The sequence below is a fragment of the Methanobrevibacter millerae genome, from assembly GCF_900103415.1.
GTDB lineage: Archaea > Methanobacteriota > Methanobacteria > Methanobacteriales > Methanobacteriaceae > Methanocatella > Methanocatella millerae.
Genome location: NZ_FMXB01000015.1, coordinates 13950 through 28704, shown reverse-complemented (window position 1 = coordinate 28704; position 14755 = coordinate 13950). Strand labels below are relative to the sequence as shown.

Annotated in this window: 6 protein-coding genes; 5 read left to right on the top strand and 1 reads right to left on the bottom strand. The window is 38.6% G+C overall.

The window, feature by feature from the left end; translation table 11 throughout:
- Positions 1-20: 20 nt before the first annotated feature.
- Entirely contained in the window at positions 21-989 is a 969-nt protein-coding gene (locus F3G70_RS08795) for a hypothetical protein (RefSeq protein ID WP_149732338.1), read from the bottom strand.
- A gap of 411 nt (positions 990-1400) precedes the next feature.
- Here F3G70_RS08795 and F3G70_RS08790 point away from each other — a divergent pair, with 411 nt between their 5' ends.
- From F3G70_RS08790 to F3G70_RS12100, 5 genes are all read left to right on the top strand, one after another.
- Entirely contained in the window at positions 1401-6089 is a 4689-nt protein-coding gene (locus tag F3G70_RS08790) for a cobaltochelatase subunit CobN (RefSeq protein WP_223166053.1), read from the top strand.
- Between the two features lie 121 nt (positions 6090-6210).
- Complete coding sequence (locus F3G70_RS08785) at positions 6211-10692, top strand: right-handed parallel beta-helix repeat-containing protein (protein ID WP_149732336.1); 4482 nt, start codon at positions 6211-6213, stop codon at positions 10690-10692.
- A gap of 280 nt (positions 10693-10972) precedes the next feature.
- Complete coding sequence (locus F3G70_RS08780; protein WP_149732335.1) at positions 10973-11950, top strand: SlyX family protein; 978 nt, start codon at positions 10973-10975, stop codon at positions 11948-11950.
- A gap of 248 nt (positions 11951-12198) precedes the next feature.
- Positions 12199-13137 carry a bile acid:sodium symporter family protein gene (locus tag F3G70_RS08775; protein ID WP_149732334.1) on the top strand — a complete coding sequence of 313 codons (939 nt, stop codon included), beginning with the start codon at positions 12199-12201 and terminating at the stop codon, positions 13135-13137.
- Positions 13138-13403: 266 nt separating this feature from the next.
- Positions 13404-14755: hypothetical protein (locus F3G70_RS12100; RefSeq protein ID WP_223166052.1), on the top strand; the 1352-nt coding region annotated here is incomplete at its 3' end.

The window sequence follows — 14755 nt, the reverse complement described above, 5'->3', positions numbered from 1 at the left end:
AAGTGCGGAATCGGGTTTTGTTATTCTGCTGGAGTTTCTGTATTGTTTTTTATTTTTTGTACTTTTTCGATGTCGCATTCAAGCATTTCAGCTACTTTTTTGGCATCATGTGTTTTGAGAAGGATTTTAATCATTTCCTCTTCTTTTTTTCTTGCTCCGTTTTTTTCCCCTATTTTAATTCCATTTTCTTCCCCTATTTTTATTCCTCTTTTTTCACCGTTTTCTTCTCCTCTTTCTTCTGCTCGGGTTAACATTCCGTCAATTCTAGCGTTTCTTATTTTTTCTTCCATGGACCTTTTTTGTGTTATTGACATGTGTAATTTCTCCTCTATAATATCTATATTGGCTTGTTTTTTAACATATTTGCTTGCCCATAATATTAGGCATGATTGTGCAACTTCTGATAATGAATTAGAAATTTCTAGTTCATCATAGATTTCAGACAGTTCTACTACTAAATTTTCTTTATTAATTTCTGTATCAAAGGATGGTAGCCAAATCAAATCAAGTACATCAAATGGTGTGATTTTCTTGTCATTTTCTAATTTATATTTCAAATTATTTAAATTTGTTTCACCATTTTGGAATTTTGTAATGAAAAAATTTGGGGTGAAAGCATCCCTGTAATTTAGATATACTGTTTTTTTAACAGGTAATTTTCCAGTGTACATTATGAATGGTTCGACATCTTTGAGGGTAGCACGATGTAGTGTAGTGATATAGTCTAAATCCCTTGCTAATTTTTCTTTATTAAGAGTGGAATGATGTTCTATATTAACCAAACTGCCGTCTTTGCGTTCGTAAACGGAATCCATTCTTAAATTTTGAAAAGCTTTTGATACTACTTTTGTATGTCCCCAATGTTCAATGTCTTTATAGTTAGTAATGTATTCTGGAAATTCTTCTATGCTGATTACACATTCATTGTAAATTGTATCTTCAGTATCATACTTTTCAGGCCAGTTTGATTTATTTTTTTCATCTTTCATTTACTTCACCACCATCAAGTTTGTGGTTTTAATATTGGATTTAAATACATATAAATGTTTTGTTTTTGATTTTGAATGTAATAAATTCTATTCTGAAGTAAATATTTACTTTACATTGTAATTTTACAAAATGAGGACAATTTTACTCACTTATTGAATTTTCATTGTCTCAGGGAAATAGTTATCTCACAAGGTAATATTCGTCTCTCCCAATTACATTGGATAAATTTCTCAAATTGACTTTATCTTTACTAAATTTTATATATAAAGTAAGATATATATCACACTTATAGTGGATTTTTAAATGCTGCTATGTTTACACAATTAGCATAAAAAGGGGGTGAAAATATCAAAAAGTTAGGTAATAAGTTGTTGTTTACTCTAATAATATCGCTAATGCTTTTACTATCATTGAGCGCGATTTCTGCCGAGGATAATTCAACTTTACTTGCATCGAGCATAGATTCAACGGACGTACTGATGGCATCTCCTTCACTGACGGTTCATGTCAATGATTCATATGTCGCCAGTGCGAACACCTGGACTGAAGACGGGGTAAATCTGGCCAATGCAAGCGTTTCGGTTTATGATTCGTCTAACGAATTGGTATTTTCAGGATTAACAAACAGTGAGGGTAATGTGGTTGTTTCCAATTTAAATCCAGCGAAATATAACGTTGAGATTAAATATTCCACCTATGAGACTTATGTTGAAAGCGTGGATCTGTCAACTCAAAGCACGGCCCTGCTGAATTACATGTTCATTCCTGATATACTTTTGCTGGTGGATTACAATTCCCACAACGAAAAGGTTGACGTATTAATGGAAATGTCCAAAAGGGTTGCATATATAAGCACAACGGACTATGACAACACCAGGGAATGGCTCGTTGACTACGCCAAGTTCATTCACCTGGACATGTTCAGCGAAGGTGCCTATCATACTTTAACCGGGGAATACTTGAAAAAGATTCTTGAAACCTCTCCGGCAAACATTAATTATAACGTGGCATATACCTTCGGTGTGTATTCCGAAAGCATTTTAAACGCAACCGGAATCCATATCACGGGCGCAAGCGCAGAAAACAATACGTATCATACCATAGAAAACACTTATGTCGGTTCATATTTCCAGGCTGAAGACATTGAGGATTCATCCGTTTTGAACGACAACATGGCAAATTACTTCAAATACGTATGTTACCTGATTGATTCGGACAAATACGCTGACCCGACATTGGATCCTAAAAACGCTCCGCTGATGAGTCCTGAATGTGGTTTCTACCATCCTGATTTGGGAATCTACACAATCGTTCCCGAAGCGGAGTTAATCAACAAATGGATTCATGACAATCCGGGTTACGACGCAGACGGTCATGGAAGCCTTAACTGGATGGTTGAAGATTATCCGAACTGGCTTGAAAACACATTGGATCCTACGGAGCTATTCAAATCATTTGAAAAGGAGTATATTGACAAAATCGCTTACGACAAACCGTTCATAGCTATTGCTACCTACTATTCTGGTGGCGGCGTTGTAGATGCCTTAATCAGAAGCTATGAGGCAGAGGGAAGGGCAGCATTTAACGTATTCAAGACAGGCACCATCCCTCCTATGGCTTCAATCTTAAACAAGATCACTAAGGTTTCAACAGTGGGCATCTCAGCGATCACGTCACTTTATAGCTGGTCCTTAAATTATGCAAACGGTTCCGCTCAGGGCGATTTGGAAGATATCGATCTTGCAGTCCTTAAAGGTGTTTATGACATTTCCGAAACAAGTTACAATAACGAGCTCGGTCCTCAAATCGAATGGACGTTTTCAGTAACCTATCCGAGTTTTGAAGGTGTCTACGGACCTATAGTCCTGTCCTACGTTGACGGAATGGGAAAATCCCACGTTATTCAAAGCGGCGTAGACAAGATGGTCAAGTTGGGCTGCCAGTGGGCCGATTTGAAGGAAATGGACAATGCTGATAAGGTCATTTCAATAGTGCTTTACAATTATCCGCCGGGAAAGGCAGAAATCGGAGCTTCCTATCTGGATGTGTTCCAGAGTACATATGATTTATTGTTCCAGCTTCACGAAGCGGGCTTTGATGTGGGCGACCTCTCAGACATTCCTTCACTGTACAATTTGACTGAATTAATCGTAAAGTTCGGTAACAAGGGTACCTGGGCCAAAGGTTTGTTAAATGATTACGTTGAGGAGAATTTCGATGATTTGATGGCTCACCATCAGCTGATTGACTTAAACCAGTTCTACGAGCTGACCGCAAACATCAATCCTGATTTGTATGAATGGATGATTGACCGCTGGGGCGACGGACTCGGAGAAATCATGGTCTACAATAATACTTACATTGTCATTCCTGGTTTATGGTTCGGCAATGTCTTCATTACTTTCCAGCCTTCAAGAGGATGGGAAGAGGTTCAGAACTATCACGACCTGTCCCTGCCGCCTCATCAGCAGTACGTTGCATTTTACGAATGGCTCGACCAGGTCATAGACGTCAATGCGATAATCAATATGGGTACTCACGGAACCCTCGAATGGCTTCCGGGAAGAAACATAGGCGTAATGGAAGGGGACTGGACCTTTGAGCTGACATTAACTCCTACGGTCTATCCGTATATCGTTTCAAACCCTGGGGAAGCTATGGTTGCACGTGACAGAATCGCTCCATTGATGATTACTCACATGACTCCTGCAATGGTTTCATCAGCACTGTACGGCAATTATACTCTGTTATACGAATACATTGCCCACTACAGGGACCAGTCAAAGCTCAACGTAACTACCAATGCTGAGGAATATAAGCTTTTAATTATTGACCTGGCTCCTAGCTTAGGTTTTAGAGTTTATAATGAGTCCAATCAGACATTTGATGATTATGTGGCCGAACTGCACTCATACCTTGAAGGCATGCAGGACGATTTCTATACCTACGGTCTTCACCATCTGGGTAAGGTTCTGGAAGGCTATGAACTGATTGAAGAGGTAATAACGGTTACGACTTCCCAGACTACAATATACAATCACATACTGGCTCATTTCTTCCCTGAACTGGACGGCATGAACTTCTATGAGGATATCCGTCACGTGGAGAAATACGCCTTAGTGGAAGATGTCGTTACGGCATTCTTAAGGGAATACGTGACAGCGCTGGTTTGCGGAACGTCCGTTGAAGCCTTGAACAAGGAGTATAATATATCTGTGGGCTCTGCCCTTTATAACGATACCTTGTATGCCGCAAGCGTCATTGTAAATATCGAGAACAATAATGAATGGGCAGCCATTATAAAGGCATTGGAAGGCGACTACGTGCTTGCAGGACTCTTTGCCGATCCTTCATACAGTGACTCAATCCCGACAGGTTATGACGGTTTCGCTTCGGATTCAACGAAAATGCCTTCAAAGTCAGCCTACGCATCAGCAGTCAAAATCGTTGACTTGCTCCTGGCCGACTACATGGAAGAGCATGGCGAATGGCCTAAATTAACTGCATTAATCCTCTGGGGTACCGAAATATCAAGAACCGAAGGTATCGGACTTGCAGAATTCATGTACTTCCTCGGATGCAAGCCTGTATGGGCTGAAAACGGCAAGGTCATAGGAGTTGAAATGATTCCTTTAAGCGATTTGACTGTTGAACTTCACAACGGAAGCGTTGTCAACAGGCCTAGAGTCGACGTGCTTGCAAGCATAGTAACGAGCAACAAGGACTGGCTCACGTGGCTTTTAACCAGTGTCAATCTGGCCATGAACGCCGAAGGCGAAGATTACTCACAGAATTACATCAAGCTCCATTATGAGCAGAACGGCATTAAGGATAGGCTTTATGGTCTTCCTGGAGCAATTCTCGAAGGTACTGGTATGAGTAATTTTATTCCAAGTACTTCAGACTGGAATATCGAAACGGTTAACGAAGAGGCAACAAGCATTTACCTTGACAAGGTTTCATTTGCATGGAACATGGATGAGAAAGGTAACATTGTTGTGACTGCCCAGAAAGAAGCTTATAAAACATTACTCTCACAGGTCGATTTGATTACTCAGAACTTCGACAGTACCTGGAGATTCATCGATTCAGACGATTACTACGACTGGTTCGGCGGACTCTACAATGCCGCACGTACCCTTGGGGCAAATCCTGACACTTCATTCGTTGACATAAGGAATCAGAACAATTACGTTGCAAGAACCTATGAAGAGGAACTGGACTTTGAAATCCGTTCAATGATTTTAAATCCTAATTACTACAATGCGCTTGTCGGAACTCAGGCAGGATCTCTGTCTTACGCTAAAAACATGGAAAACCTTTACGGAGGTTTAATATTAAGCGGAGGCAAGCTTAACGCTGAGCTCGGTAATCAGATTGCAAATACCTACAACGGTCTCACCGGTACGGTACAGTCAACCGCTCAGGCCGCCGCATGGCAGAGCATGGCCGCATGGATGTTTTACCTAAACGACCAGGGCGTATGGGACGGTGACGCACAGGCGGTTCAGAAACTGGCTGACAACATCATCAAGATGGCTATCCAGTACGGTGTCGCATGCTGTCACCACACATGTAAGAACCTGGACTTCAACATGAAAATCATTCAGGCAAGCTCACTTACTCCTCAGGAAAAGGCAAAATATGCTGAAATCCTCTCACAGGCTACACTTACCGATCCGTTATACGTTGCAGATGACGCACCTACAGACGGTGACGGTCAAAGCGAATCAAATCCTTCATCAGAAGAGATTCTGGTTAACGGAACCACTGAGGAAAACGGACAGTCCACGGGAGGCACTGCAGGCGTAAGTCCTGTAGGCGATCAGCCTTCAACTTCACAGGCCGACGCAAGCGCTTCATCTTCATCAGCATCCGACGCCTCACAGGCTAATGATGCTTCCCAGTCAAACGACGCAGCTGAAGACGCTTCACAGGCAAGCGACTCAAAAGCTTATGAGATTTCCAAAAGCTCACCTGCAAAAAGCAGCAGCGTGGAATCAAGCATGCCTATAGTTGTAATCATTGCGGTTATTGCTCTTATTGCAATATTCCTCATAGGTTATACAAGAAACAAAAACGATTTCGATGATTATTAAAATCATCAATTTTTCTTCTTTTTTTAGCAATTTTTAAATATGGTTTAATTACATAAATAAACTTATGATACATTTTTTTTCATCAAATGTATTATATTAAAAAATTTATGATGTGGTTAATGTGATTAAAAAACTAAATATGATTTTAATCTTATTATTGCTGGTATTCGTTTCATTGGGTGCTGTAAGCGCAGCAGACGATGCAAATGAAACTCTAGCCATTAATGAGATTTCTGATGATGGCGGTGAGATTCTCTGTGCAGAGTACACTGTAACTCCATCCAACTACAATCAGTACTTCTCATCCAAGGGTGAGCTGATTGATTCAAAGGTCAGTGCTGGAGATACCATAACTCTTTCAGGCGAATTCTCATCAAAGAACTTTACGGTAACTAAAAATATTACCCTTCAGGGTTCCGGAGCTACCATTAAAAACGGTATTGTAAAGCTTACCAAAACGGCATCCGGAAGTGTAATACGTGACTTGAAAATTATAAACGTCGGAGATAAGCTTCAGGGTATCTATATCAACGGAGCTACCAATTGTCTCATTGACAATAACGTAATCAACAATACGGGTATTTCATCCTATCCAATCTGTTTAAATGAAGGCTCTGACTTTAACAACATTACAAACAACGTCCTCCAGACTATGGGCGCTGCTTACGGACACGGTACAAGGTCAACTTCCATAATAGTTCTTGGAAGTGCGGACAACAATTACATTGCAGGAAACACTCTCTACTGTGATGACGCCAACGGTATTTACCTGTCAAGCTTTGCCGGCGGAGATTTTAAGGGAGGAGAATCCTATAACAATTATATTTACAACAATGATATCTATTATCTTGTAAACACTACTTCCTGGGCATACGCCATTCAGATGATGGGCGGAAACAATACGGCTGATTCAAACAGGATTTATAAGGCCTACAGAGGTATTTCCTCTTCCAATTTCCCGTCAAACAAGGCTATAAACAATGTGATTTATGTTGCAGGTACCGATTTCTCAACTCATGCTGTAACAGGCGGTGATTACGGTATTGCACTTGCATCAAACGCAACAATCAGGAACAACACCATTAACGGTATGTTTGTAGGTGCAGGAATTTCAGCCGGTGACGGTTCTGTAATTGAAAATAATTTCATCAACGCTACAAAAGGATACGGTATGGACATTTCCGCAAACGACGTTGTCATTCGTGAAAACGAAATCTACACAACCGCAAGCGCAGGTATTCACCAGCAGGGTAAATATGAAGGAATCGTTGTGGACAGAAATGTAATCGTATCTGACAGCGGTATCGGTGTTCTGCTTTCAAAAGCATCCAAAACAAAATATCCGTCCAAAATTACCATTACAGGCAACAATATCACGACTTCAAACGAATATATAATCAATGCCGCAGATGCGGACAAGAATTCCTGGGTAATCAAGGATAACGCAGGTACCGGTAAGATCATGACTCCTGCCGGTGAAGTGGACCCAAGCGTTCCGGACTTTGTATTTAACGGAACTACCCACGTAATCACTCCTGCAAATTATCATAACTTCATTGACACTGACGGAAACCTTAAAAACGACTTTGTAAGTGACGGGGACATATTATTGTTCAATGGTACATTTGACAACAAGGAAATCCTTTTATCCCTAAGCGTTAAGGTAACTGCAGACAACGCAACCTTCAACAACTCAACGTTCATAGTCACTTCCGATTCCGTATGGATTGAAAACCTGACTATTGTCAACAGGGGAGCTGAAAGGTACAACGCATGGGCAATTTTCGTTGCAGACACTCAAATCGTTAAAATCACAAACAACAACATTGTTGTTTTCGATCCTGCAGCTGCATATGCCATTTACGTATTCCAGTCATCAAAGGTTTACGTTGATAACAACGTATTGATGTCACACGGTGAGTCACTGACTTACACTTTACTCGGATACGGCGCTGAAAATTGTGAATTTGTAAACAACACTGTTTCCTGTATCGGTACTGGCCAAATCCATTCATTTGAAGACGCAAGAGACATCAACGCAAACGATTCAGAAACCTGCATCGGTGTGTGCATCGGGCACTGTCTGGGTGATGTTCTTCAGTACCACTGCCTTGACGGAACCAACATAGTTCCTGAAATCTACAGGACATACGGCATTTTAATGATTAAATCATCCAACAACACCGTAGATTCAAATGACGTTTACGTATCCTCACTTGTCAACGAATCCCTTGTTGTAAACTCAACGAATTCACTTGTGGGAATCGACTTCTACTATGACTGTGACAACAACGTTATTTCCAATAATAAAATCCTTGTTGAAGGTAACGACAATTACCTCTACGGCGCAGGCGCAATCGCATATCCTACAGGACAGCCTGGTTCATCCACTGCCGTAAACAACAAGTTCATTGCAAACAACATTACAGTTAATGGTTTCAACGTTGTTGAAGGACTTATATTCGGACAGGGATGCGCAGACACTCTCGTTAAGGACAACAACATCAATTTAAGCGTTGACTACACCGCTTACGGAATCACTCTTGAAATGTCCGGAAAATCCACAATAGAAAACAACGTCATTAATATGGATGCCGGAGCAGGATACGGAATTGAAGCCTACGATTCAGACAACAACACCATTAAAAACAATATTATTTCCGGTGTAGGTAAAATAATTTCAGGAATTGCAGGCATCAACGCTGACAATAACGTGATTAAGGATAATGAAATTACCTCAAACGGTACTGGTGAAAACCTCGGTTTCATATTGAAGGACAGTGTAAAAGCTGATAATTCAGGTATATTTTTGGCCGGAAAATCAACCAACAATGAAATTACCTATAATGCAATTACTACTGCTGAAGGCTATCCGGTTTACTTATCAAACGAATCAACCGGAAACACAGTAACAGACAACTATCTTAAAGGCGCTGAAGGATCAGGTGATGCAGGCGTTACAAACCCTTCTGCAAACACTGTTAAAGATAATTACGCAGCAGACTTTAAAAACGCAACCATGGAAGATGCAACGGCCGAATACCTCGGTTCATTTGATATCGTACTGAACTGTGACGTTGAAGGCGCTGAAGTGCTTTTCACATTGGATAACTTAATAATTGCAAATACGACAACCAACGGCACTCAAACCGTTGTCAGCTATAAATTAAATAAGAATACCAATGTCGGAAACTACACTCTCAAGGCCACCTTATCCAAGGAAGGATACAAAACTGAAGTCGTAACTGCCAATCTGGAAATTACAAAAGCCAATTTCACGGTTAATGTGGACGATGTTACTGCAAAGGCAGGTTCTAAAGTTCCTCTTGTTGCAACCGTAATTACCGCTGCCAACGATACCCTTGCAGGAATTGAAGTTAAATTCTACAGAAACGCACAGTATGTAGGATCAAACAAAACCGATGATAACGGTATTGCTACTTTCCTTTCAACAATTCCTGCCGGTTTGAATGATGGAAACTACACGATTTTAGCTGTTATTTCTGAAAGCGACAATTATGTGCAGAATTCAGGTGACGGCGTTTTAACCGTCAGCAAAGACGCAAAGGAATTCACTCAAATCGAAGCTTCCGACGTTGTGATGTACGTTAAGGACGGAACAAGGTTTGTCGGTACGTTGAAAGACATGAACGGCAATCCTATAGCTAACGTCAACGTTACAACAACAATCAACGGCGTTACCCGTCAGAGACTCACCAATTCATCCGGTCAGTTCTCCTTTGCTTTAGGTTTAAACAGCGGTGAATATCCTGTAGAACTGGTCTTTGAAGGAAACGACAAGTATGAAGCATGTTCTGCAAACGCAACAGTAACCATAAAATCAGCTGTTCAGGGTAATGATATCGTCATGATGTATAAAGACGGAACAAGATACTACGCTGCAGTGCTTGTTGACGGAAAACCTGTATCTGATGAAACTCTCAGATTCAACATCAACGGTGTTTTCTATGAAAGAACAACCAATGCTGCAGGTACGGCCAGCTTAGCCATTAACTTAAACCCTGGGAACTACACAATCACGGCCGAAAGGGTTAAAACCGGTGAAATGGCAAGCAACCAAATCGTCATCAACCCGCTGATCGTTGAAAACCATGACATTGAAATGTATTATAAAAACGGTACCGGCTACACAGTTAAAATCATCAAGCAGGACGGCACTGTAGCCAAAGCAGGTGAAGTTGTAACCTTCAACATCAACGGTGTTTTCTACAACCGTACAACCAACGATGAAGGTATTGCAAGGCTTAACCTGAACCTGGAACCTGGTCAATACATTATCACTGCTGAATATAAAGGTCTGATGGCTTCAAACAACATCACAATCAAGCCTGTGCTTAACGCAACCGATCTGACCAAATCATATTCAGAGAAAAAGGCATTTGAAGTTTCATTAGTTGACGGCCAGGGCAAAGCACTACCTAATACCAACGTCACTTTCAACATCAACGGTGTCTTCTACACTCGTACGACCGATGATAGCGGTATTGCAAGGCTCAACATCAACCTGATGGCTGGAGAATACATCATAACTTCATCATACAATGGTGCAAACATAGCAAACAAGGTAACCGTCACTCCTTAGGGGTTAAATTCAATTTAACCTCTTTTATTTTTTAGATATATGGATTTTGACGATTCATTTTTATTGTTAAATTCTTTTTTTGAATTTTTACAATAATTCCTTTTTTTAATTAAATTTTTACCTTTTCATTATAATATTGATTTAATAAGGTTATATTCAAAAAGAAGGTTATATTGTACGAAAAAAAACTAAATAATTTATATACTTCCTTTAATAAATAAAATATTGTAAAAAAATTCTCAAAAATTTTTTCAAAAGAAAATAAAAGGTGTTGAATTACGTGGAAAAAAATGATTTTAATACAGAAATTTCATTAGAAGAACTAGTAAATAACATGATGCAAGAAATAAATCATAATCCTCGTGATTTTTGTTTTCGTTATGTTGTTTCTGAATATCCAAAAGAAGCACATGAGATTTTTGAATTCCCTGGTGAATATTTGGACACATGTGGTACAGATGCATTTACTGAGGATGGAAGAAATTTAGTAATGGATTGTGCACAGTTAATAATGCCTAAGGGAGACATAACCTGCAAATCCACCATTAATGTAGAACATCAAACTTCTCCTTTAATACAGGAAAAAATAGGTATAATGTATGATTATAAGTTATATTTGATTAATCAAACTAATCTGCCTTCAAATTCTATTGTTATAACAAATATTGACACTGAAAATCAAGTAATATATTGTGAATCTCATGATCAGATATTCAAGATACATTATATAGTTCTTGATGAAGAAAATATTTCAAAAAGGTTATCAATGTTAACAAACAAAATAGAATCTAAAGAGAAATTATCTCGTAGCGAAGCATTAAACATCACTGTCGTTGCTATTTTCGTTAAAAAAGAATTTGGTAAGGATACATTAGAAAAATTATCCGTTCTTTTTTCACAAATTGAGGAAATTGAAGAACAACTTCAATATGACATACATCAAGTTCTTAAAAAAATGATTAAGTATTATTTCAGTGATGATGAGGCTAAATGTGGGGAGTTGTTATTAATGATATCTGAAGCTGTGTTCCGTCAAAATCCTGAAGGATTGGTTCCTAAAGAAACTTATGAACGTAGAATTGCTAAATTGTATGAAAGAATTGAATTAAGGGATTCACTGCGTGAGAAAGATGCTTTAAAAATTGAAAAGCAGGATAGGACTATCGAAGAACAGGATAGGACTATTGAAAAACAACAAAAAAGGATAATTGAATTGGAAAGACAATTGTCCAAAGAAAATGGTTTGATTAAAGGATGAATTTTTCATCCTTATTTCTTTTTTTCATGTAGATAACATTAGTGTTATTTTCATTTTTATTGATTAATGTTTACCATATTGATTTTTCATCTGATTAAATTGTATTGTTTTATATGATGTATGATTTTAATCATGGCTATTTTCAATTATTCTGGTTTGTTTTTTTGTCCGAAAAATCGGCTTTTTTCTCATCACGGAAATTTCAAAATCGATAATTTTTTTAAAAGATTAACATAAAAATAAAACTCATGAAAAGGGTTTTTAAATTCATTGAAAAATATTATTTCATAATAGTATTGCTTGCCGTTGTCATTTCATTATTCTATCCGAATTCGTTCAAATGGGTTTTAAGCAATTATAACGGCATTAATGTATTGAATCTGTTATTGAGTATCATTCTTTTTACAATGGGAACTACATTAAAGGCTGATGACTTTGTCAATGTGTTTAAAAATCCCAAAGAGATTTCCGTTGGAATTTTGGCGCAGTATCTCATAATGCCGATTATAGCGCTTGTTCTTGCAAAGGCCTTTTCATTAAACGATGCACTGACTGTCGGCATCATTCTGGTTGGAACCGTTCCCGGAGGCACGGCGTCTGACGTTATAACGTTTCTTTCCAAGGGGGACGTGGCATTGTCCGTTTCACTGACGGCCGTTTCCACCGTGATTTCGCCGCTTTTAACTCCTGTGATTACCTTACTGTTAATAGGCAATCAGATTAATTTCAATCCGGTTGACATGTTCATTTCCATCCTTGAGATTGTCATCATACCGATCATTTTAGGTTTGGCGCTGAATTACAAATTCCCTGAATTTTGCGAAGAGCTTAAGGATTATCTGCCTGCAGTATCTTCAATCGTGATCTGTCTGATTGTTGCCGGAGTAATCGGGGCCAATAAACAGGCAATTTTATCTTCATCTGCAGTCATAATGTTTGTTATTATTCTGCAGTATTTCATTGCAATGATTTTGGGATTCGCTGTCGGCTATTTGGCCGGAATGGAGCGAAAGCAGATCATTACAGTTGCCATTGAACTTTCGTTTCAAAATTCCGGTTTGTCCACGGGCCTTGCAAAGAACCACTTTCCGAACCTGGCTCAGGCGACGGTTCCCGGAGCCCTCTATTCCGTCTGGCAGAATTTTGCAGGCTCGATTCTTGCATATGTTTTCAGAAGGCTTGTCTGATTTATTATTTTTGTGGAAAAGTGGCAAGATTGCTGTTGGGGATTGATTTTTTGGTTAATAACACGGAAATTGTCTAATTCTCTAGAAATCATGATGGATTAATTTTATAAAAAGTTTAGTGAAAACATATCAATACCTATAAATATATTTTTTTATAAATTCTTAATTATATAAATGTTTTATTCAAAAAGTAGAACTTTCTAAGATTGTTTGTAAAGTATAAAACATTTTTATTCGAATATTTTTCAAATGGGAGAAAAAGGTATATGAAACTGAAAAATCATACTTTAATAATTTTATTACTATTCATAATGTTATTTGTCTGCATCGGCTCTGTAAGCGCCTTGGAAAGTCAGATAGATAATATTGGTGAAAATAATGTAATCAGCACTAGTGAAAGCCCGGAAATATTAACTGCCAGCGCATCTGATGATGCGGTTGGCATGTCAAGTGATGAGAATGTAATTTCAAGCAATAACCGTGACTGGTATGTAAACGCCAGCGCAGCAGATGGAGGCGACGGTTCTAATATCTCTCCATATAATAATTTTAGAAGTGTTTTGGATAATACCAATCTTCAAGATGGAGACAATGTATATTTCGCCGGCAAAGAAAACTACAAAGGCAATGGAAAAAATGTGAATTTAAATATTAATAAACAATTGAATCTTTTAAAATATGGTTCAGGTGAAGCAGTATTTGATGCAAAGCACAATTCCAGAATTTTTACAGTTTATGCATCATGCATTAACATAACCGGATTGACATTTATAAACGGAAATGCAGACCAAGGTGGTGCAATTTATTTTGAAAATGCCATTTCCAATTCCAATATAAATGCTACTTATATTAACAACACCGCAACAGTAAGAGGTGGAGCAAACTACTTCTCCTGGATTGTTTCAAATTCAAACATTACCGGAACATACAGCCACAACACCGCAAAAGATTATAATGGTGGAGCAAACTATTTCTCCTGGACTGTTTCAAATTCAAACATTAACGGAACATACAACAACAACACCGCAAAAAATGGTAATGGTGGAGCAAACTACTTCTACTGGACTGTTTCAAATTCAAACATTAACGGAACATACAACCACAACACCGCACAAAGGGGTGGAGCAAACAGCTTCCTAAGTAGTGTTTCAAATTCAAACATTACAGGAACATATATTAACAACAATGCATCAAATTCAATAATCCACTTCCAAAGCAATCCTGGTGTGGAGATTACAAATGCAATTTTCTTAAACAACAAATGTGAATATGAAATTTATGCCCGTACCCTGGGTGTTGTGGTAAAAGATAGCTGGTTTGGCAATAATGCAAGCAATTATATGAATAAACCAAATAATTATAATGTTCAAATGGACAGCTGGTTATTCCTCAACGGAACAAACAATCAAAACGACATTAAATTCTTCCTGATGAGCTATGACGGCACAACAACAAGTGAATATGACAATACATTACTGCCGAAAATCAATTTAACTCTTACCACAACAGACGGTACCCTTGATAAATCTGTTGTCAGTCCGGATGAAACAGTCAAATTCAACCCTACCGAAAGTGGAATTAAAAGAGTAACTGCACAAATAGAAGATGCAGCACAAAC

Bases quoted from the DNA above. Each gene is read 5' to 3' on its own strand.
- F3G70_RS08775 (WP_149732334.1), top strand. From the start codon at position 12,199: ATGAAAAGGGTTTTTAAATTCATTGAAAAATATTATTTCATAATAGTA.
- F3G70_RS08795 (WP_149732338.1), bottom strand. From the start codon at position 989: ATGAAAGATGAAAAAAATAAATCAAACTGGCCTGAAAAGTATGATACT.